The organism is Runella sp. R5_40, from assembly GCF_057652295.1.
The window spans coordinates 817,906-839,074 of the sequence record NZ_JBYFCH010000001.1 but is presented as its reverse complement, the minus strand read 5'-3'; the positions used below and the strand labels follow the sequence as shown (position 1 = coordinate 839,074).

The window sequence follows — 21,169 nt, the reverse complement described above, 5'->3', positions numbered from 1 at the left end:
CTAACTCCGATGATTGAACCTCGTTTACCGTACTTTGACCGCTACTTCAACGCTCAAACCAGCGCGGAGTAGTTCTTTGTATTGTTCGGGGTGCTCAATCTCGATTTTAACGGGAACGCGCTGCGTAAGCTTTACGAAGTTACCCGAAGCGTTGTCGGGAGGAAGAAGCGAGAATTTCGCGCCTGTAGCGTCGGAAATAGTTTGGATTTTACCACTTATTTTTAACGTTGGGTACGCATCAATTTTGAGCTCAACGGGCTGTCCTACGCGCATTTTTTCGAGTTGGGTTTCTTTAAAATTGGCCGTTACCCAGTAAGCTGCTTCGTTGACAATCGTGAACAGGTTTTGCCCAGGTTGTAGGTATTGCCCTTTGGCAACGTTGATTTTGCCCGTTTTTCCCGATACAGGCGCGTCGATGTGGGTATATGACAAACGTAATTTGGCTTGGTCGAGCACGGTTTGCTTTACTTTTACCATGGCTTCCATTTTTTTGATGGTCGCTATCGCTGCCCCTTCGGCTACTTTCGCTTGGTTTACTTGGGCCAAAGCTGCGTCGTATTGGCGATTTTGCACTTCTACGTTGGCTTGGCTATCGTCTAGTACTTTTTTGGTCGTTGAGCCTCCTTCGTACAGGTTTTTGTCACGAGTCAGGTCGGCCGCGGCTTTGGTTTTGCGGCTGGCTTGTACGTCGGCGTTGGCCTTGGTTACTTTGTACGCTTCTTGAGCGTTGCGGAGCGCTGCTTTGGCGGTTTCGATGTCGGCTACGGCTTGTTGTAGGTCGGCATCGGCTTGGGCTACGGCAATTTGGTATTCTTGGGGGTCAATCTCAATAAGACGGTCGTTGGCGCGTACACTTTTATAATCTTCTACGTTCGATTCGAGTACATACCCTGCTACGCGGGCAAGAACGGGCGAGTTCTTGGTTTCAATCTGGGCATTGTCGGTGGTTTCGTAGGTTTGATTGTAACGATACGATTGAAAACCGTAAAAACTACCTACGCCGAGTACGGCAAGAACAACGGCAAATGGTAGCAGTTTTTTGAAAGGACTTTTAGATGAAGTGGTATCCATGGCGTTTTGTTTTTTATGCGGAGGTGAGCAATAAGTTGTTTTACAAAAAAGTTATAAGTAAACTTGGTTGACTATATTTGTGGCAACAAAGGTAAACTAAGTTGACCAAAAAAGTCAAATAAGTTGACTAAAAATTGGATTAAAATTTGAGTGCTATTTTTTAATAACCTGTATTCCAATAGATTTGTAACATGGAAAAAGTACTTGCATCAGGACGGATATATAGCTTTGAGAAGTTTGAATCAATGCGTCAGCGCTCCATTGGGCGGCTTTTGTGGCGGCTCAAGCGTCACGTTCATCTTCACATTGCCCCACTTTTAGAGAAACGTGGCTACACAGATATTAAGATGAGCTCGATTTCGTTGTTGGTCAACATTGAGGAGGAAGGGATTACGAGCAGTGAATTGGCCAAAAAGTTGGAAGTGACCAAGCAAGCCATGAGTAAAGCCGTCAAAGAGTTAGAAGAAACGGGTTACGTTTACAGCTGCCCAAGCGAAAAAGATGCCCGAGCGAGCATCATTTTTTTGGACGATCGTGGCAAAGAGTTTTTGCTAGACTTAAACGAAGAAATGCAAGGAATGCAGGCGCGTTTTGAAAAAGCAGTAAGTGCCAAAAAATATAACCAAATGGTGGATACCATGTGCGATTTGCTGGCAGTGCTTGATGCCGAAGAATAGCTACATCAAGCGCCGCACAATCAAACTTTGCACCAACTCAAAAAAAGGTTGAGGCTGTAGCGTGCGCCAGTTTTCAAGGTGGAGAGTTCCCCCAAAATTGAGGTAATAGTCGAGTCGGTAGCGTTTCCATTCGCGTTCGGTATGGTCGCGCGAACCCACAACGGCAATCCAGCCATCTTCGATTTCGTCAAACCATTCGGCATAATATTCATCGTCGGAGCCGTGAAAATTGAGAATATTTTCGGCAATAAGAATGTATTTATTGATGCCTTGGGCCAGCAAATGGTCGATGACATTGCGTTTGAAGTGCATGATGTCGTTGTGAAGCGTGTCGTTCCATTCCCCAAAAAGCTCAATGACGGCAAACTTCTTCTTGTAGTCAGCAAATAAAATCTTGACATAGAGCGTCTCGGAGTCTATTTCGTCCCACAAAGGGTGAATATAATACCCGTAAATGTCGTGCTCGTACTGGTTTAAATTATAGTCTCGACCGTAAAAAGGGGATTTGCGGTCGTTGGCAGCGACATAATGTTTTTCCCAATTATAAAAAGGTTCTATCTCGTGCATAGCGCTTTCTTCTCTTCGTCCGTGACAAATATACAAACGCCAAAGGTTAGTAAGGGCGAGGCAGAAGGATTTTCTTGCTAACTTGCATCCTCAATTTGACCCATTGCTATGGCTACTACAACGGTACAATACGATTACCAACCCGAGCATTTGAACATTTCGGAGCCGAGTAAATACACCGCCGACCAGCTAAAGTCGGAAGAAATGGTGATTAACTTAGGCCCGCAGCACCCTTCCACCCACGGAGTGTTGCGCTTAGAAGTGGTATCGGATGGTGAAATTATCGTGGACGTAGTGCCGCACCTTGGGTACTTGCACCGTTGTTTTGAGAAACACGCCGAGTCGCTGCCTTTCAACCAAATCATCCCGTACGTAGATCGGATGGACTACGTGGCGGCTATCAACTCCGAACATGCCTACGTGATGGGTGTCGAACGGATGTTAGGCATAGAGAAAGATATTCCAAAGCGGATTGAATACATTCGGGTGTTGGTAGCAGAACTCAACCGCCTGGCTTCGCATTTTGTAGCCATTGGTACGTATGCCATGGACATTGGGGCATACACGCCTTTTTTGTGGCTCATGCGCGACCGCGAACATATTTTGCGGATGTTAGAGTGGCTTTCGGGCGCTCGAATGCTCTATAACTACGTTTGGGTTGGAGGCTTATTTTACGATTTGCCCGTAGGTTTTGAAGAGCGCTGTCAGGAATTTGTGAGTTATCTCAAACCCAAACTGCGGGAATTGCAACAATTGGTCATCGACAACAAGATTTTTGTGGAGCGTACGGCCAATGTCGGCGTTTTGCCGCTCCCCGTGGCCATCAATTATGGCTGCTCGGGGCCTGTGTTGCGCGGTTCGGGCTTGCGTTGGGATTTGCGTAAAGTGGATGGCTATTCGGTCTATCCTGAGTTGGAATTTAACGTACCGATTGGCGAAGGACTCGTGGGTACTGTTGGCGACTGTTGGGATAGAAACTACGTTCGGGTGCAGGAGTGCTGGGAATCTCTTGGCCTGATCGAACAGTGTGTAGAAAAACTGTTGGGAGAGCACCGTCGCACGCCTGACTTTGACCCGCAGGCAGTTGTGCCGAAGAAAATTCGCCCTCAGGCGATGGATTTTTACATAAGAGCCGAAAATCCCAAAGGTGAACTAGGCTTTTTCTTCCGTACCGATGGGAGGTCGGATATTCCTGTGCGATGCAAAGCACGAGCGTGTTCGTTCAATAACTTATCGGTCATTGCCGAAATCTCACGCGGTGCTATGCTCGCTGACTTAGTGGCTATTATCGGTTCTATCGACGTCGTAATGGGCGAAGTAGATCGCTAGGAATTTCTATTCGTCGGTAAACATGTACCCTACGCCTTTGAGGGTTTTGATGTAGTTTTCGCCGACCTTTTCACGGACTTTACGAATGTGAACATCGACGGTGCGTTCGAGAACATAAATATCGGCTCCCCAAATTTTTTGCAAAAGTTCTTCACGGTTGAAGACTTTATTGGGGTGATTGGCCAAGAAAAACAACAATTCAAATTCTTTTTTTGGCAAAACAACCGCTTTATCGCCCTTCGTAACCGTATAATTTTTACGGTTGATGTGCAAGCCTGCAATCTCAATTTGGGACTCTGGCTCCGATTTTTGGGCTTCTCTTCTAAAAAGCGCATTGATACGGCTCATCAGCGCGCGTGGCTTGATGGGCTTGGTCAGGTAGTCGTCGGCACCAATCTCGAAAGCGGCTACTTCCGAATATTCTTCCGAGCGGGCGGTCAAAAATAAGATGTAGGTATTTCTAAAATCGGGGATTGCTCGCAGTTGGCGGGCGGTTTCGATACCGTCCATTTGAGGCATCATAATATCGAGAACGACCAGCTCAGGGATAAACGAGCGAGCCGTTTCAATGGCCATTTTTCCGTTGGCAGCGGTGGCTACTTCGTAACCTTCTTTTTCTAAATTGTATTCAAGTAGCTCAACAATATCTGGGTCGTCATCGACGACTAAAACTTTGTGTGCGATTTGAGCCGATTTGGCAGCGCTCATAGCATGGATTTTTATTACGGCGACGAAATTACGAGTCGTGTAAACAATTTTAACACGCTAAACTTATTCTTAACACAAATTTAACAGTAGAAATCACTTTTACAATTCCTTACCGAGGCGCCCAATAAGCTTCTGTAAACCACGCTCGATGGTTTCGTAGTCCACTTTTGTTTTGGCAATAAGAATAAACGCAATGTAGCTTGGTGGACGCTGTTCTGGAGAAGAAAAGAAAAGATATTTATTCTTTCGATACGCCTCTCGACAACGGCGGCGTAGAAGGTTTCGATCAACCGCTTTTTTGAAATTGCGCTTTGAAATCGAAAACAAGACTTGAGGAGGCTGATTCGGCGGAACGTCCGAATCAACTAGATAAAATACCTTAAATGGAAAAAGGTAGGACGTTTTTGCTTCCGTACTACCTTTTTCGAACAAACGCCCTATGGTTTTTCGACTACAGAGACGTTCAGTTTTTGGGAAAGTTTGCTTCATCTTAGCATCGAGCATCAAGCCAAAGCGGTAACTTACAAAGCGACAACTTTAGACTTCAAACTCTAAACTATTGACTTTTATTGCTTGTGACGCTTCTCGTCAGAAACTGTCAATTTCCAACGGCCTTTTTTGCGACGAGCTGCCAATACTTTGCGGCCATTAGCAGAAGACATACGCTCACGGAATCCGTGCTTGTTACGTCTTTTGCGGTTTGAAGGTTGATATGTACGTTTCATTTCTTATGCCTTTTATTACCTGTAAATCCTTGATTTCAAAACGAGTCCGCAAAGGTACGGAAACTTTCAAAAGTTTACAAACTAATTTTGAAGAAAAAACCGACCTTTGTTGCTGATTACTTGTATTCAACGACTTTATGCCCCTCTTTCAGCGTCATCAAACCCCCAAATTACCCCTGCACACGTTGCCTGACAAACAGCCAATAGGGTGGATGCTGCTAGTCTTGTTGAGTGGTTGCATTGGTTATTGGTGGATTGGCTATGAAATAGACCGTACACAATCAAAAACGTTGATTTTGGTGTATGGAAGCCTATTTTTGGTATATGGGCTTGTCGTAACTCGCTCGTGGAATGCGGCACAAACGCGTTGGTGGATGGGGATTGCCGTGCTTTTGCGGCTTGTGTTTCTGTTTTCAACGCCTGTTTTGTCCGATGATTTTTTTCGTTTTGTGTGGGACGGACGCCTGTTGGTGGCGGGTGTTAATCCATACCTGTATCTTCCTTCCAACGTGCTTCATTCACCCCTTTTTTTATCAGCAAATCTAAGCACAGCTTTGTACGAAGGGCTTAATTCCCCCAATTACTTTACAGTTTACCCCCCTCTTAACCAGTTGTTTTTTGGCATGGCAGCCTGGATTGGAGGGGATAATGTCCAACTTTCGGTGGTTGTGATGCGGGTTATCATTCTCATGGCTGAGGTGGGGAATTGCTGGTTGTTATCATCCCCCAAAAACCTTGGAATTCGACCATCGGCAAAGCGGAAAATCAACGGTTTGGTCTATGCCTTAAACCCGCTGGTGATTGTGGAACTAACTGGCAACTTACATTTCGAAGCAGTGACGTTGTTCTTTGTGTTACTGGCTGTGCGTTGGTTCAATCGACCTTGGTTTAAGGATTCTTACGTGACAGCCTCTGCTGTGGCGTTGGGACTTGGGGCATCGGTAAAGCTGCTGCCGCTGATTTTTCTACCATTACTGGTACGGCGGGTAGGTTGGCAGAAAGGAATAATCTACAGTGGAGTCGTAGGCGCAACAATGGTTGGTTTATTTCTCCCTTTTTTGAATAAAAGTCTTTTTGCCAACGTTGGAGCAAGCCTTGATTTGTATTTCCAGAAGTTTGAGTTTAATGCCAGCGTCTATTACCTCCTACGTGAAGTTGGCTATCGGATAACGGGTTATAACCTTATCCAATCGTTGGGGCCTGTGTTGTCATTGATCACCTTGGGAACGGTGAGTTGGTTAGCATTTCAAAAACGCAGCCTTGTCGAGAAAATGCTCCTGTCGTTGACCGTCTATTTCTTTTTAGCCACGACCGTACACCCGTGGTACATTACGACGCTTGTGGCGTTGGGGGCGGTTACAAGGCATTGGTACCCTGTGCTTTGGTCGCTGATGTTACCTTTGACGTACCTGGCCTACGCTTCGTCTCCCTACCATGAAAATCTCCGAGTGGTAGGGGTAGAATACATTCTTGTTTTCGGCCTTTTTGCGTACGAAGCCTTTCTAAAAGGTATTGATTGGGAAACTAACTAACCCTCTTTTGCTTATTTACCTCTTGCCCTTTGCCTTTTGCCTCTTGCAAACGTGCCCCTTGCCTCTTGCAAACTTGCCTCTTGCCTCTTGCAAACTTGCCTTTTGCCTCTTGCAAACTTGCCCTTCGCTTAATTCCCTTTTATCTTTTCCTGCAAAAATTTTAACTGCATTTGGGTAGAATCGCTGGGGGAAGTGTAGGTCAGCCAAGCCGAAGAAGCGCGTTCGTCTTTGGGCAAGAACACCAAACCGCGTATCGATTCGTTGGGCGGAAGGGTAGTTTTTCGCAGGGACATTTCTTGCCAATTGGCGCGTTCGTGTTGTAGTCGTTCCGTGCGGATTCGTTGGAGATTTACGTCAGCAATTTGTTTTTGGATGATAAAATTATAGGCTTGAGCGTGGGCATATTGCGAGTTGGCGCGTTGCGTCCACGACTTATCGCGGCGGTTGGACGAGTTGATGTCGCTGGCAACGGTTGCCACCAACAACACGCCGTTCAGAATAGACGCTGCGGCAAGGCGTCGTTTTTCGCGTTGGATGTCCAACGTTGCTTGTTGAATTTTTTCTTCGGGATTGAGGGCGCGGTAAAAAGCCGTGTAGGAGGCGTTGATAGCACTGCGAAGGGTGTCGTTTTTAGTATCGAAAGGGATGTAGTGAAAATCGTTGGGGTCAACCAAGAGCGAAGCCTGCGTGCGATTTTTGACTTCGACGTCCAAAACAATGTTGTGGGCATCTTCAAACTCGTAGGAGGCGACCAAAACAACGCCGTTTTGTTCGGCGCGCGTCACTTCTCTTCCTTCTATCCAGGCAATGTCGCCTGAGGCAGGTTTCCATTGGTAAAAATACGTGCTGCAACCCGACATGAGTGAAGCGGCAACTAAAAACAAAACGAGTCGTAGGTGTTTCATGGCAAAAGCGAATTTTCAGTGCTGTACAACAAAAATACGCACAGAAAACTCGCTTTCAAATAATTTTTTGACGAACGGTTAGGCTACCATAAAAGGCTGCAAAAGTTCGTAAACTTTATGAAGCGGCAACCCCATAATCGTATAAAATGAACCCTCGATACGCGGAATCCCTATCATGCCAATCCATTCTTGCACGCCATATGCCCCCGCTTTGTCGAATGGGCGGTAATGGGCGATGTAATCCTCAATTTCACTCTCGGAGAGTGTTTTAAATGCCACATGGGCTACATCGCTGATGGTTTGGTAACCCTGAGGACTTAACAAAGACACGCCTGTGATGACCTGGTGCGACCGCCCCGACAACAATTGTAACATCTCGCGTGCTTCGGCGGCATTGGCAGGTTTGTTGAGAATGGTATCATCGACGACCACGACGGTATCAGCACAAAGAATGAGTTTTTCGCCTAAATCATGGGCAAATTGTTCGGCTTTGTGTTGGGCCAAGTACCCAGCCACGTCCGAAACGGGCATATCAGCGGGAAAAAGCTCGTCGGTTGGGCGAACTTGCACCGTAAATTTAACCCCCATTTCCCGCAGTAATTGCTGACGGCGTGGAGAGTTGGAAGCAAGAACGAGAGCGTGAGAGAGGTTTATCATTGAACGACAATTTGTAGTAACTGTTTGGGAATAAAAATGTAATTTTAAGCATTAGATTCAGTTGGATACAAATAAACTTTTTGCCATTGAAGGTTTTTGAGGCCATTTCATTTCAAAAAATTATAACTTCAGGAGGGTCAACGAACCCTTGGCGAATAATGGTATGCGATGAAAAAGGAATACTCAGAGAGTTTGTGGTGAAGCTATTTACGGAACGGCAAATGAAACAACAGCATCCGATTGCAAAAGAGATGTTTGGGAATGTTTTGGCCCGTGAGTTTGACTTACCAGTACCAGAAGCGGGTTTAGTACATTTTTCGGACGATTTTATTTCTTTGCTGCCCAGCGAAGCAAAAAAACAGCTTGATGGGAAGGATTCTGGCTTTAAATTTGGCTGTGAATGGAGGGCGATGAGTATTGTTGACCCAACCAATCTAACCTCAATTCTTCATGATTATGATTTGGCAACCGTATTTGCTTTTGATAATTTTGTTTTCAATTTAGACCGAGGTGGGTACCGAAATAAGCCTAATTTGTTGATTGACGATGAAGGCTTTTTATTGATTGACCATGAACAAATTTTTCCTTTTGCTGATGATTTGGATAATGGGAATTCAAAAATAATCCAAGATTTGCAAGAGGGTATTTGGCACTATCCAGCAGAAAAGCATTTGTTTTATCCTAATTTGTACAAAATGCGAAAGAATGCCAAAGGAGATATTTTTGACACTTTTTGGAGTTATTTACAAGGACTAACTGTTGTAGCGTTAAGAGAAATGGCTCATTTTTTGGCTGCAAAAAATATATCAATTGGTAATTTTGCACTTGTAGAGCAATATGTTCAAAAAGTAAAATTAAATCCAGATAAGTTCTGTAACTTGCTGACTCAGAAAATCATATGAACGCAGTTTACCAATATAGCCCCTTACAGTATCATTTCAACACAGCTTTGGGTGAGGTGTTGAATGTGGGTGTATTGGTGATTTTTCCAGCACAACAAAAAATCGAGTTTGTATATCCTGAGCGTCTTACTCGTTTAAAAGCGGCCTATCCTAATGGAGTCTCTGAAAAAACTCTAAAAGCGTTTTTTAAAGGAATTGTGCAAAAAGTAGCCTTCCTTAATAAACAACCCGAAATTCTTAACGACTACCAAAATCGCCCTCTTGACTTTATTGATAATGAATTGTTGATTCGGGATGAATCTATATTGCAGTTTGGAGAGGTAAGAACAGGTATTCTTTATACGGATAATCTTACCAACATTGTTCAGCAGCTTCGCAATTTATACCTGGCGATTTATGATTTAGAGCAGGAAGAATCTAAGAAAAGAGATGAAGAGTACCTGATAAAAGAATACCAAAATCATTTAAAGGGGCGTAATGAAGCTATTTTTGAGGGAAATAAAATAGACAAAAACATAAAAATTGGCGATTACAGCTTCCCTTTTGCTTGGCAAAACGGTACTTATAATGTAGTGAATCCTGTTAGTTTTGACCTTAGTCGTCCAGAATCAATTATTCGTAAAGCTACGCTTAACTTTGGCAAAGTAACTTTGTTGCAAGACTTTGCGGTGGAAAATCATGCACGTTTTGACATACTGTTGGCAAAACCCAAGAGGAAAGCGTTAATCAAATCGTATGATGAAGCCGTTGGTATTCTTAGCCGACCAAATTATGTTAAAATATGGGAAGAAGAACGAATTGACGAGTATGCCATTAAAACTTTAGAGTCAATAGCCTCGTAACTTCTTCGTTCTTCTCACGCCAATTGTATCATATCTTCTCTTTGTGCATAAGCGTTGCGACGCCTTTGGTCGTGATTTTACCCGTCGTTACGTCAAATACCTCACCTAAAATTTCACCTGTGTGCTTTTCGGGGTTAAGGTTTTGTACGGTAAACTTCACTTTGTAATCGGTATCGACAAACATAGGGCGTAAAAACTGAAACGTTTGTCCTACGTAAATCGAACCGTAACCAGGAAAACGGGTGCCAATGATTTTGGTGAAAACACTAGCGCCTAGCATCCCGTGGATAATCGGGCGTTTGAAGGGCGTTGTAGCAGCGTAATCGGGGTCTAAGTGCAAAGGGTTATCGTCGCCCGTAAGCTGAGCAAATGCAATGACTTCTTCTTGTGAAAAACGGAATTCGTACTCGTACGTGTCGCCAATGGAAAGTTTCATTTTTATAAAGATTTAGAGGTAATATCAAGTTTGTTAGAGTGTTGGCTAAGTTTATTTAAAGTTTTACCCGCCGATTGGCGCAGACTGAGAGGCGCAGATAACCGCAGATGAACGGCTTTCTTAAATCCTTATTCAGCGAAAATCTGCGTTTGTTTTATTCAGCGTATATCTGCGGGTAAAAAATGACTCGACATTCAATTTTAAAGGCTTGCGGTTTTTCCGCCATCTACGGGCAGGTTGATGCCGCTGATAGCAGCGGCGGCAGGACTGCATAAAAAGGCCACGGCGGCGGCGACTTCTTCGGCTTCGGCAAAACGACCAATAGGGATTTCGGCTTCGAGTTGAGTGGCAATTTCTTCAACCGTTTTTCCTGTCGCTCGGGCACGCATTTTGTTCACCGAATCCAACCTGCCTGTTTTGGTATAACCAGGCAAGACGTTGTTGACCGTAATGCCAAATTTACCGATTTCGAGCGAAAGCGTTTTTGCCCAACTTGCCACCGCCCAACGAATGGTATTTGAAACTCCCAAGCCAACGATAGGCTGCTTCACGGAAGTGGAAATGATGTTGATAATTCGGCCAAAACCTGCTTTTTTCATGGCAGGAACAACGGCCTGCGCCAAAAGTTGGTTGTTGACGAGGTGCATTTCAAAGGTAGCCAAAAACTGCTCGGGGGCAGCGTCGATGATGGGGCCTCCCGTCGGGCCACCTGTATTGTTGACCAAAATATGTACTTCAGGAAATTCGGCTAAATAGGCGTCGATGGCGTTTTTTACCGAACTACTACTGGCAAAATCGGCGACAAGGTAGCGGTGAGTTTGTCCTTTGCTGGTGTCAAGTGCCGCTAAAGTTGCTTGTAATGAGGCTTCGTTGCGGGCCATAAGCGTGACATTCGCCCCCAAAAGGGCAAGTTCGACGGCCGACGCACGTCCAATACCTTGGGTACTTCCGCAGACAATGGCAGTTTTGTGGGTTAAGTCAAGATTCATTTGATTCTAAAAATAGTTAGCGCGTTTGGACGATAGTAAAAACCGTTTTTCAGAGATTTACGTTTGTAGGATAAAACCATCGAAAATTATGCGCAGTTTCGCTTTTGTTCTGTTTTTTGTCGTGGGGCTATTTGGTAGTTGTACCGCTACGCCAACCTCAACGGCCGCTCCCGTGGATCATTCGGCGTGGGACAAACTTCTCAAAAAACACGTAAATGACAAAGGATTTGTCAATTATACGGCGTTTAAAAAGGATTATGACGAGCTAAAAAAGTACTTGGATATGCTCAGTGCCAGCGCTCCTAATAATAAATGGACGAAAGAGGAGCAGTTGGCGTACTGGATAAATGCGTACAATGCCTTTACAGTTCAGCTTATCCTTGACCATTACCCTGGGATTTCTACTATCAAAGACATTGGCTCTAAAATTAAAATCCCGTTTGTGAGCGATGCGTGGACGGTCAATTTTATCGTCATTGGCGGAAAAAAAATGAACCTGAACGACATAGAACACGGGATTATTCGCAAAAAATTTGACGAGCCACGTATTCATTTTGCCTTGGTGTGTGCGGCCAAATCGTGCCCACCGCTGCGTAATGAGGCGTTTACGGCCGACCAACTCAACAAGCAATTGGACGAGCAAGGACGAGATTTTATGAATGATAAGTCGAAGAATAATATCCGCAAAGACAAAGCGGAACTATCGAAGATTTTGACGTGGTACGGCGGCGATTTTACCAAAAAAATGCCGATAGTGGAGTGGGTAAATAAATATTCGACCGTGAAAATTGAGGCCAATACCCCCGTGTCTTACTTAGATTATGATTGGGAGTTGAATGGGAAGTAGGGTGTTTAAGGTTTTGGGTTTGAGGTTTTGGGTTTAAAAATTGAATAAGCTTTGGTAGGGGTAATAAAAATGTCGGGTTGTAAGCAACCCGACTCACTATTATGATTCATTCTGCATTTAAAACCGTAAACCATCGACTCTAAGCCTTCACCGCTTTGGGCTTCAAGTCGGTAAGGTCTGAAATTTTGACGGGCTGACCCGTTTGAATGCTTTTCCGAGCACCGATTCCGACCAAAATCGCCATGGCGCCGTCGCGGCTACCTGCCGATTGGCGGTAGGTATCGGGCGCATTCGGGTTGCGGAAAATTTTATCTCGCAAGCGAGCATCACCTCCCCCGTGTCCTTCGGCTTGAGGAATTTTGATGTATTCGACATCGCCAAAGTTTTTCGACAACATCAACTCATCGTAGGGCTCAATTGTCATTTTGCCTGATTCTTTAATCCAAGCCTCCAAACGGCCTTTGGTCCCGTTGAAAGCAATGCGGTAGCCTTCATAGGGCGAATAAGTGGTCAGTGAATAACTCACGTTTACGCCGTTGGCATAATGAATGGTGGCCGCCATTTTATCAAAAATATTGATGTCTTCCTTGAAAACACAGCCGTCGCGTAAGTAGCCATCGTGTTTTTCATTATCGACATATAGAGAAACGAGACGTTTGTCTTTCGTCACGTCCCAATAAAACTTACATTCGTTTTTGTGGGCACAACTGCGGCAATTGTTGCCTCTAAGTGCTCCATTTTTACCGTAATGCTCCAGTGAACCTTGCGCAAAAACGCTCTCAGGTTCTGATTCCAACCACCAGTTGAGCAGGTCGAAATGGTGACTGGCTTTGTGTACCCATAACGAACCGCTGTTTTCTTTGAGGCGGTGCCAACGGCGGAAGTAGTCTGCTCCGTGGCGAACGTCCAAATACCAGTGAAAATCAACGGAAGTAACAGTTCCGATGGCTCCTTCGCGGAGGAGTTCGTAGATTTTTTGGCGGTGTGGCGAATAACGGTAGTTGAACGTAACCGTTACTTTTTTACCCGTACGCTTTTCGGCGTCCAAAATGGCCTGACACTTGGCTTCGTCGGTGGTCATGGGCTTTTCGGTGACGATGTCCGCCCCCAGTTCCATTCCTCTCACAATGAACTTATCGTGCGTGGCATCGACCGTCGTTACGATGAGAATATCAGGCTTGGTTTCGGCCATCATTTTCTCAAAGTCAGTATAAAGCGGGCAAGTGACGTTGAGCATTTTGCGGGCTGTTTCGGCGCGGCCAGGGTTAATGTCGCACAGGCCTACAAATTCGATGACGTCGCCAAATTCTTTTACCACAGGTATGCCCCACATACTCGTTCCACGGTGGCCCGTTCCGACCATCGCTACTTTGCGTTTGGCGCTGGGGGTTGCATTGGCAAACAAGGTCGAAGAAGCGAGCATTCCTGCCGTTGCCAACGAAGATTTCTGAATAAACTCGCGGCGATTAAACGTTTCTTGAGGAGTGTTCATGTAAATAGGGTTTAAAAATCAAGATTAATCCATGTGAAAGACACAGTCAATCGACGTACTCACGGGTGAGTTATCGGCGTTAGTGTCCATGATGTCGGCCATGTATGCCCACCATTTTTTGACGATAGGGTGGTTAGGTAGGTCGTCGGCGGTGTTGTTTTCGGTACGTTTTTGAACCGCAAATAAAATGCCTGTAGCACGGTCCAAATAAATCGAATAATCATAAACCCCCGCCTCGGTGAGCACTGCGGAGAGTTCGGGCCAGATTTCGTCGTGGCGTTTTTTATACTCAGCCTCAAAACCAGGCTTTAGTTTCATTAAAAAAGCAACTTTTTCCATGTGTGTCTTGGGTAAGAAATAAAAGATAACAAACCAAAAAGAATCTTTGGGCGCAACCCTCCTGTACTGTTATGTATAGAAAAACCGATGTGCCTACAATTTGTCTAATGCCTGAGCCAAATCTTCAATGAGAAAGTCTGCCTCTTCTAGCCCAATATAAAATCGTATCAATCGGTGTTCTTGCTCATGAGGGTCAAAGTCATCGGGGTGTAACCCTGCGCACTTGGGCAATACCAGCGATTCGTGCCCGCCCCAGCTTACGGCCAACAAAAAGTGCTTGAGGTCAAAGGTGAAGCGCTCGATTTGGGCGTGCGATTCGGCTTTAATGGCCACGGTGATCAAGCCACTTGCGCCCGTCATTTGTTGTTTAGCAAGCTCGTATTGAGGAAAATCGGGGTCAAGTGGAAAATAGACTTTCTCAATTTTGGGGTGAGTTTTGAAGAAAGACAGTACTTTTTGAGTGCTTTCGGCGCTTTGTTTGAGGCGAATCGGTAACGTGCGCAAGCCCCTCAACAGCAACCACGCATTGAAAGGCGACACAAAAGCCCCTGTATTGTGGGCTTCACGGTCAAAAACCTGTTTTATCATGGCTTTGCTGCCCGTGAGCACACCCGCCACGGTGTCTGAGTGTCCGCCAATGTATTTGGTGGCTGACTGCAGACAAAGGTCAATGCCGAAGCGGTGCGGTTTTTGGAAAATAGGGGTGCAATAGCTATTGTCGATGATGGTAATGATGCCCCGCGATTTGGCCAACTTCGCCACGGCCTCAATGTCTTGAAGCTCAAAGGTGAGACTGTTGGGAGATTCGAGGTAGATGACTTTGGTGTTGGGCTGAAGGGCTGCCTCAAAATGTTCAATACGTGTCCCGTCGATGTAAGTGGTGCTTACGTTGTAGCGAGTCAGTACGTTGTCAAACAGTTTCCACGCCCAGGTATAGGGTTTCTGAACACTAACGATGTGGTCGCCCGCTTGGACGTTGGACATAACGGCGCAAAAGATAGCTGAGGCTCCGCTGTTGAGCACAAGGGCATCTTCGGCCTCGTCGAGGGCGGCCAATTTTTTACGGAGAATATCCACCGTAGGGTTCATGCCTCGTGTATAAAGGTAGTCCGACATTTCGTCTTCAAAAGCACTGCGTAATGAGGCAAAGTCGTTGAAGGCAAAATTGCTGGTTTGGACAATCGGTGGGCTGACGGCGTTGAAGTACTGTTCGCGGTCTTCGGCGAGTTCGTTAATGATTTGGGAGTAGTGCATGGGAATAAAAAAGGAACAAAACTCCGCGAAGATAACCGATTCTGTTATATCTATGAGTGGGCAGCTCGGCGAATGATGCCACTTGCTAAGAAACACCCTCCCAGCAGGGTAATAAAAAGGGTTAACAATAAAGTACTCCAGTAAAAGTGATTCCTCCCAATGTTGAACATATAAATGGAAAATAGTCCAAAGAAAGTGATGATACTTCCGCCGATAAGCTCCCATTTCCAAGCAATAGCCAAAAGAAGCAATAACCCAGCCCATGGTAAGGCGTTAGGGCTATTTTTGATGATCCCTTGCCACCCACCTCCGTAGGTTTCGGCTCCTGAAAGCAGGGCAAATACAAGGGTAAGTAAGGTGATAATGAGGAGTGTATAACGGGCAAAAACACGAAAGAAGTTGGCGTAACGAAGTTGTTCTGAAGTGTTCATGGTTTTGTTAATTGGTTGATTTTGTGAGACAAAAGTCTCCAATCAATTCTTTAAAAAACTTGACATAAATCAATTTTTAGGGTTTATTTCAAACAAACATTCTGCTAATTTGCCAACTTACTATCCTTGATTTGTTTTTATGATACGCCCTTATTCGTTACGTGCGCTCATTGATACCCTCAAAACCACCCACCGAAACGTAGGGCTTTTGTGCAACCAAACGGCCTTTTTGTTTGAAGAAAAAATGTATTTGATGGATTGGTTGGCTAAAGAAAAAGTACTGAAAACGGTTTTTGTGCCCGAACACGGCCTTTTTTCTGAACTACAGGACCAAGAAGCACTGGAAAATGCGGAAATCTATCATTTTTGGGAAGGCGTGAATTGCGTTTCGTTGTATGGGCACGACGAACAGAGCCTGAAAGCTTCCCCTGAAAAGGTGGAAGAATTAGACGATATTCTGATTGATATTCAGGACGTTGGGTGTAGGTATTTTACGTATTTGACCACCATTGCGTATTTGTTTGAAACAATTGCCCGTTGCCAACGTTCGCCGCGTGTGTGGGTGATAGACCACCCCAATCCCGCAGGTCGCCAAGTGGAAGGCTCACCCATTTCGACTACGTACGCGTCTTTTATTGGGCACGAGGGACTGCCGCACCGTCACGGCCTGACGTTGGGTGAAATCGCATTTTGGTTAAAAGAATTTTATGGAGGAGCGTTTGACTTACAGGTGCTTATGGGGTCGTCTCCCGACTATTTTATGCAAATTTACCCTTCTCCCAATTTCCCTTCGTTACAAACCGCCGAGCTTTACAGCGGCCAATGCTTGTTTGAAGCCACGATTTTGAGCGAAGGGCGAGGCACAACCCGTCCTTTTGAAATAGTGGGAGCACCTTTTTTGCGTTGGGAAACCCTGCATCACATCAAACACGAGGTTGAACACCTAAGCAAAGAATACGATTGGTTCAATTACGTGTTGCGACCACTCCAGTTTATCCCCACTTTCCATAAATATGCCAATGAACTCTGCGGAGGTTTTCAAATACACCTTTCTACGCAAGCAAAAAACCATTCATTGCTGAGTTCATTGCTGCTGCTACGCGCCTTTAACGAACACATTCCAAATCTTTGGCGAATAGGCTCTTACGAAAAAGGAAATCCTCGTACGGCGTTGGAGATTTTGGTAGGGGACGAATTGTTGATTGATTTTGTGCGGGGTAAACAGTCGCTTTTAGAGGTAGTTTCTTATTTGAAAGAGTTTGAAAATCAATGGATTAATTCTGTTGGGTATGTATCAAAAGAACCTCTTTTTTCCTTGCTTTAGCGCTTTTGGGTGGACCGTTAAATAACTTCGTGTAATAAATACGCAAAATATTTTGCAGGTTTGAAGTGGAATAATTTACTTTGTGTCGTTAATACGCAAAGCAAATGCAAGACGAACTATTACTATATCCCCGCCCTTCGGTTACTATCGACTGCGTTGTATTTGGTTACGATGGCGAACAGCTTTCAATTTTGTTGCTCAATCGTCGAGATGAACCATTTGCCAATCAATGGACGTTGCCAGGCGGCTTTTTACGCTTGGAAGAAACGTTTGAAGAGGCAGCACAACGGATTTTGAAGGACAAAACGGGGATTGAAAATCTATTTTTAGAGCAATTATACACCTTTGGAGGGCTTTCGCGTGACCCAAGAGGTCGGGTGCTTTCGGTGGCTTATTACGCGTTGGTCAACCCAGCAAAATACCAATTGATGGTTGGGCAAATGGCAAATGAGCTGCGGTGGTTTCATTGGAAGCTACTCCCTCCGCTTGGGTTTGACCACGAGCACATCGCTCAGGTGGCACAGGCGCGTTTAGCTGCCAAAATTCAGTACCAACCCATTGGTTTTGAATTGCTGAATACCCAGTTTACAATGAGCGAATTGCAGGCGTTGCACGAATGTATTTTGGGTGAAAGCCTCGACCGTCGCAATTTTCACAAACGCATGATGGCTTCGGGCTTATTGCGAAGCACAGGCGAGCGCCGAGAAGGACTAAAAAGTCGTCCTGCTGAATTGTTTGAGTTTATTCCTTGAAAATTAAATAGATACGTTTACAGTTGCCATGAAAACACTTCCCATTTTACTAAAAGACGGTTACAAAGTAGGACACAAATTCCAATATCCCGACGGGACAACTTTGGTGTATTCTAACTTTACGCCTCGTAAATCACGAAACCCAGAACAGAATGAAATTGTATTTTTTGGGTTGCAGTATTTTATCAAAGAATACCTCATTCGCCAGTTTGATGAAAATTTCTTTCGACGTCCCAAAGCCGAAGTTATCCAACAATACAAGCGTCGTATTGATAACTATTTGGGAAAAGATTGTATTCCATACGACCACGTAGAAGCACTGCATGATTTGGGGTACTTGCCACTCGAAATCAAGGCGTTGGCCGAAGGTAGTCTTGTTCCAATGCGCGTGCCTGTTCTGACGATTCGCAATACAAAACCTGATTTTTTTTGGTTGACCAACATGCTCGAAACCTTGATGAGTACCATTTTATGGAAACCAAGCACTTCGGCTACAACGGCATTTGAATACTTCCAAACCTTTACCAATTATGCCCGCGAAACCGTGGGGGATGACCTTAGTTTTGTGCCTTGGCAAGGCCACGACTTCAGTTTTAGAGGAATGTCGGGTATTGAAGATGCGGTGATGAGTGGTGCGGGACACCTGCTGAGTTTTACGGGAACCGATACCATTCCTGCCATTGATTTCTTGGAAAATTACTATAACGCAGATTGTGAAACCGAGCTGATTGGTGGTTCGGTGCCTGCTACGGAGCATAGCGTAATGTGTATGGGGACAAAAGACGGTGAAATAGAGACCTTTGAGCGACTAATTACGGAGGTATATCCCGCGGGAATTGTTTCTATCGTGAGCGATACGTGGGATTTTTGGCAAGTGATTACGGAGTTTTTACCTCAACTCAAACACCAAATTTTGGCCCGCGATGGCAAAGTGGTTATTCGTCCTGATAGCGGTGATCCTGTGAAAATTATCGTTGGCGACCCTGCCGCGCCCGTTGGTTCACCCGAATACAAAGGGGCGATAGCGTGCATGTGGGAAACGTTTGGGGGGAGCGTTACGCCTCAGGGTTTTAAATTACTGGATGCGCATATTGGCCTTATTTACGGAGATAGCATTACGCCTGCGCGGCAGCTATCCATTTTAGAAGGACTCAAACAAAAAGGATTTGCTAGTTATAACGTGGTGCTCGGAATAGGTTCATACACCTACGAATACGTGACACGTGACACATTTGGTTTTGCCATGAAGGCGACTTACGGTGAAGTAGATGGTGAGGGGCGTGATATTTTCAAAGACCCTAAAACGGACGATGGGACTAAAAAATCGGCCAAAGGGTTGATGGCGGTGCATCGGGATGCTGTTACGGGCAAGTACGTATTGCAAGATCAATGTACGTGGGAGGAAGAAGCCGAAGGTGAGCTTAAAACGGTCTTTTTGGATGGAAAACTTACCATTGATTGGACACTGTCGGAGATACGAACACGGGTGCAACAACAGCTTTAAACCCACATTTTAAACCATATAAGTCATATAAGAGATTATAAGTTTTTGTTCTTATATGCCCTTATATGTCTTATATGGTTCAAAAAAACGAAACTCAAATGAACCTTAACTTAATTACGCCACAAAAAAGCGAAATAGCTTTCAAAAGCTTTACTTTTCCCGACGGACAGCCGCACCTTCAATTGGAGGCTCTTCCCGCCAACACCAAGCACGTGCATATTTTGACACGTTTATCGACCATGAATGATGTATTTCTCTGCCTTGCCGCCAAAAATGCCCTTGATTATGCAGGCGTCGAGACAGTAGATGTGACGATATCTTATTTATTGGCAGCTCGTATGGACCGAGTTATGACGGAAGGAGAGCCGTTTTCGCTCAAAATTGTGGCTGATATGCTCAATGCAGGACAATTTCGTAAAGTCCGCATTTTTGACCCGCATTCCGACGTTGCCACGGCTCTTGTCCATCGTTCGGTGGCGATTTCAAATGTAACGTTGGTAAAAAAGGCAATGGAAGCGTTTCCCAATCTTACCAATACCGACGGTTATTATTTGGTTTCGCCCGATTCAGGTGCATTAAAAAAGGTCTATAAAATTGCAGCGTCGATAGGTGCGGAGCGAGTGGCGGAATGTATCAAATTTAGGGACGTAAAAACGGGACAATTGTCAGGTTTTAAGACGTTTGAAGAAGATTTTGGCCAACGACCTTGTTTTATCATTGATGATATTTGTGACGGTGGCGGCACTTTTGCGGGACTAGCCGCACTTTTAAAAAGCCGAAATGCAGGAAAAGTACTATTGGTGGTTAGTCATGGTATCTTTAGCCGAGGGTTTGATATTGCAGGAATAGATGGGATAGTTAGTACAAACTCTTTTAAAGAATTTACTGAAACTCCGCCTTCTGTACGTATCTTTCCCGTAGAATCAGTTCTGTAAATATAGGTTTCTAATGAAAAAACTCATTACTGCAATCACGGCATGGATTTTTGCCACCACCCTGTATGCCCAACCCAAAACAGTGGTTTTTCAAACGGATTTTGGCTTGAAAGACGGGGCTGTATCGGCCATGAAGGGCGTGGCCATGGGCGTGAACCCCGCACTACGGCTGTTTGATTTGACCCACGAAATTCCTGCGTATAACATTTGGGAAGCCGCTTATCGCCTCCAACAAACGGCAACCTACTGGCCTAAAGGAACGGTGTTTGTGTCGGTGGTGGACCCAGGCGTGGGAACCGACCGCAAATCGGTGGTGCTAAAAACCAAGAGCGGGCATTTTTTTGTGGGACCCAACAACGGGAGCTTTTCTTTGGTAGCCGAGTCGATGGGGATTCAAGAAGTAAGAGAGATTGACGAAGCCATCAATCGAAGACGTAATTCGCAAGGCTCTTACACCTTTCACGGACGTGACGTATATGCGTTTACAGCGGCGCGGTTGGCCGCGGGTGTCATTACGCTGGCGCAAGTAGGGACGCGTTTGCCCAACGAAGTGGTTCGAATTCCGTACCAAAAAGCAGTTTTAGAGGGAAATGCCATTGTTGGAACTATCCCAATTTTGGACGTTCAGTACGGTAACGTTTGGACAAATATCCCCGCTGAAATGGTGAAAAATTGGGGTTTAACGGCGGGTAAAAAGGTAATGGTGACGGTTTGGGAGGGCGACAAAGAAGTGTTTCGTGGTGAAATGCCTTTTGCCAATACCTTCGGTGAAGTGCCCGAAGGACAAAATCTTTGTTATTTGAATAGCTTGATGAATTTTTCTTTTGCCGTCAATATGGGTGATTTTTCTACCAAATACGGTGTAAAAAGTGGCCCTAATTGGAAAGTAAAGCTAGAAAAACGCTGACATTCCAAGTTTCAAAGACAGTTAGACATTCCAAGTTTTTGAAA

At 45.0% G+C, this 21,169-nt stretch carries 24 protein-coding genes; 11 read left to right on the top strand and 13 right to left on the bottom strand.

The genetic code is table 11. From position 1 onward, the window contains the following. Nucleotides 1-24: 24 nt before the first annotated feature. A complete protein-coding gene (locus AC23N5_RS03580) occupies nt 25-1,071 on the bottom strand; it encodes an HlyD family secretion protein (protein WP_487754506.1) in 1,047 nt (348 codons plus the stop codon). Nucleotides 1,072-1,262: 191 nt separating this feature from the next. Between AC23N5_RS03580 and AC23N5_RS03575 the strand changes: the two genes are divergently transcribed. Then, the gene (locus AC23N5_RS03575; protein ID WP_183977701.1) at nt 1,263-1,748 is read left to right on the top strand and encodes a MarR family winged helix-turn-helix transcriptional regulator; all 486 of its coding nucleotides are present in this window, start codon (nt 1,263-1,265) and stop codon (nt 1,746-1,748) included. Here the strand turns inward: AC23N5_RS03575 and AC23N5_RS03570 are convergent, their stop codons facing one another. Beyond that, the gene (locus AC23N5_RS03570; RefSeq protein WP_183977699.1) at nt 1,749-2,315 is read right to left on the bottom strand and encodes a hypothetical protein; all 567 of its coding nucleotides are present in this window, start codon (nt 2,313-2,315) and stop codon (nt 1,749-1,751) included. A 108-nt stretch (nt 2,316-2,423) separates the two neighbouring features. Here AC23N5_RS03570 and AC23N5_RS03565 point away from each other — a divergent pair, with 108 nt between their 5' ends. Further along, nucleotides 2,424-3,644, top strand: coding sequence for an NADH-quinone oxidoreductase subunit D (locus tag AC23N5_RS03565; protein WP_487754505.1), 1,221 nt, complete (start codon nt 2,424-2,426; stop codon nt 3,642-3,644). A gap of 6 nt (nt 3,645-3,650) precedes the next feature. On the opposite strand, the gene AC23N5_RS03560 is transcribed toward AC23N5_RS03565, so the two are convergent. The 3 genes from AC23N5_RS03560 to rpmH all read right to left on the bottom strand — a co-directional run bounded on the left by AC23N5_RS03560 (nt 3,651) and on the right by rpmH (nt 5,077). Continuing rightward, entirely contained in the window at nt 3,651-4,352 is a 702-nt protein-coding gene (locus AC23N5_RS03560) for a response regulator transcription factor (protein WP_028523641.1), read from the bottom strand. A 99-nt stretch (nt 4,353-4,451) separates the two neighbouring features. Further along, nucleotides 4,452-4,841, bottom strand: a complete 390-nt coding sequence (locus AC23N5_RS03555; RefSeq protein ID WP_487754504.1) for a ribonuclease P protein component — start codon at nt 4,839-4,841, stop codon at nt 4,452-4,454. A 77-nt stretch (nt 4,842-4,918) separates the two neighbouring features. Then, nucleotides 4,919-5,077, bottom strand: coding sequence for a 50S ribosomal protein L34 (rpmH, locus tag AC23N5_RS03550; RefSeq protein ID WP_028523643.1), 159 nt, complete (start codon nt 5,075-5,077; stop codon nt 4,919-4,921). A gap of 137 nt (nt 5,078-5,214) precedes the next feature. On the opposite strand from rpmH, the gene AC23N5_RS03545 reads away from it, so the two are divergent. Beyond that, the gene (locus AC23N5_RS03545; RefSeq protein WP_487754503.1) at nt 5,215-6,609 is read left to right on the top strand and encodes an MptA/MptB family glycosyltransferase; all 1,395 of its coding nucleotides are present in this window, start codon (nt 5,215-5,217) and stop codon (nt 6,607-6,609) included. Between the two features lie 128 nt (nt 6,610-6,737). Here the strand turns inward: AC23N5_RS03545 and AC23N5_RS03540 are convergent, their stop codons facing one another. Next, complete coding sequence (locus AC23N5_RS03540) at nt 6,738-7,514, bottom strand: hypothetical protein (protein ID WP_487754502.1); 777 nt, start codon at nt 7,512-7,514, stop codon at nt 6,738-6,740. Nucleotides 7,515-7,592: 78 nt separating this feature from the next. Further along, the gene (locus AC23N5_RS03535) at nt 7,593-8,171 is read right to left on the bottom strand and encodes a Maf family protein (protein ID WP_487754501.1); all 579 of its coding nucleotides are present in this window, start codon (nt 8,169-8,171) and stop codon (nt 7,593-7,595) included. 86 nt (nt 8,172-8,257) lie between these two features. Between AC23N5_RS03535 and AC23N5_RS03530 the strand changes: the two genes are divergently transcribed. Further along, a complete protein-coding gene (locus AC23N5_RS03530; RefSeq protein WP_487754500.1) occupies nt 8,258-9,073 on the top strand; it encodes a HipA family kinase in 816 nt (271 codons plus the stop codon). Next, the gene (locus tag AC23N5_RS03525) at nt 9,070-9,915 is read left to right on the top strand and encodes a DUF3037 domain-containing protein (protein WP_487754499.1); all 846 of its coding nucleotides are present in this window, start codon (nt 9,070-9,072) and stop codon (nt 9,913-9,915) included. Before AC23N5_RS03530 ends, AC23N5_RS03525 begins: the two co-directional genes overlap by 4 nt. 28 nt (nt 9,916-9,943) lie before the next feature. On the opposite strand, the gene AC23N5_RS03520 is transcribed toward AC23N5_RS03525, so the two are convergent. Beyond that, nucleotides 9,944-10,351 carry a MaoC family dehydratase gene (locus AC23N5_RS03520; protein ID WP_487754498.1) on the bottom strand — a complete coding sequence of 136 codons (408 nt, stop codon included), beginning with the start codon at nt 10,349-10,351 and terminating at the stop codon, nt 9,944-9,946. Between the two features lie 200 nt (nt 10,352-10,551). Then, entirely contained in the window at nt 10,552-11,340 is a 789-nt protein-coding gene (locus AC23N5_RS03515; RefSeq protein ID WP_487754497.1) for an SDR family oxidoreductase, read from the bottom strand. An 88-nt stretch (nt 11,341-11,428) separates the two neighbouring features. Between AC23N5_RS03515 and AC23N5_RS03510 the strand changes: the two genes are divergently transcribed. Continuing rightward, complete coding sequence (locus AC23N5_RS03510; protein WP_487754496.1) at nt 11,429-12,187, top strand: DUF547 domain-containing protein; 759 nt, start codon at nt 11,429-11,431, stop codon at nt 12,185-12,187. 139 nt (nt 12,188-12,326) lie between these two features. On the opposite strand, the gene AC23N5_RS03505 is transcribed toward AC23N5_RS03510, so the two are convergent. The 4 genes from AC23N5_RS03505 to AC23N5_RS03490 form a co-directional block, all read right to left on the bottom strand. Further along, a complete protein-coding gene (locus AC23N5_RS03505) occupies nt 12,327-13,679 on the bottom strand; it encodes a Gfo/Idh/MocA family protein (RefSeq protein WP_183977683.1) in 1,353 nt (450 codons plus the stop codon). Between the two features lie 24 nt (nt 13,680-13,703). Further along, a complete protein-coding gene (rhaM, locus tag AC23N5_RS03500) occupies nt 13,704-14,018 on the bottom strand; it encodes an L-rhamnose mutarotase (RefSeq protein ID WP_183977681.1) in 315 nt (104 codons plus the stop codon). Between the two features lie 93 nt (nt 14,019-14,111). Further along, entirely contained in the window at nt 14,112-15,272 is a 1,161-nt protein-coding gene (locus tag AC23N5_RS03495) for a trans-sulfuration enzyme family protein (protein WP_487754495.1), read from the bottom strand. A 50-nt stretch (nt 15,273-15,322) separates the two neighbouring features. Further along, a complete protein-coding gene (locus AC23N5_RS03490) occupies nt 15,323-15,703 on the bottom strand; it encodes a DUF7670 domain-containing protein (protein WP_487754494.1) in 381 nt (126 codons plus the stop codon). A 139-nt stretch (nt 15,704-15,842) separates the two neighbouring features. Here AC23N5_RS03490 and AC23N5_RS03485 point away from each other — a divergent pair, with 139 nt between their 5' ends. The 5 genes from AC23N5_RS03485 to AC23N5_RS03465 all read left to right on the top strand — a co-directional run bounded on the left by AC23N5_RS03485 (nt 15,843) and on the right by AC23N5_RS03465 (nt 21,125). Continuing rightward, complete coding sequence (locus tag AC23N5_RS03485; protein ID WP_487754493.1) at nt 15,843-17,027, top strand: DUF1343 domain-containing protein; 1,185 nt, start codon at nt 15,843-15,845, stop codon at nt 17,025-17,027. A 104-nt stretch (nt 17,028-17,131) separates the two neighbouring features. Further along, on the top strand, nt 17,132-17,779 hold the full coding sequence (locus AC23N5_RS03480; RefSeq protein ID WP_487754492.1) for an NUDIX hydrolase: 648 nt from the start codon (nt 17,132-17,134) through the stop codon (nt 17,777-17,779). 28 nt (nt 17,780-17,807) lie between these two features. After that, a complete protein-coding gene (locus AC23N5_RS03475; RefSeq protein ID WP_487754491.1) occupies nt 17,808-19,283 on the top strand; it encodes a nicotinate phosphoribosyltransferase in 1,476 nt (491 codons plus the stop codon). Nucleotides 19,284-19,381: 98 nt separating this feature from the next. After that, nucleotides 19,382-20,218, top strand: coding sequence for a ribose-phosphate diphosphokinase (locus AC23N5_RS03470; RefSeq protein WP_487754490.1), 837 nt, complete (start codon nt 19,382-19,384; stop codon nt 20,216-20,218). Between the two features lie 13 nt (nt 20,219-20,231). Further along, nucleotides 20,232-21,125 (top strand): SAM hydrolase/SAM-dependent halogenase family protein, encoded by an 894-nt coding sequence (locus AC23N5_RS03465; protein WP_487754489.1) that lies wholly within the window; start codon nt 20,232-20,234, stop codon nt 21,123-21,125. The last annotated feature ends 44 nt before the right edge of the window (nt 21,126-21,169 follow it).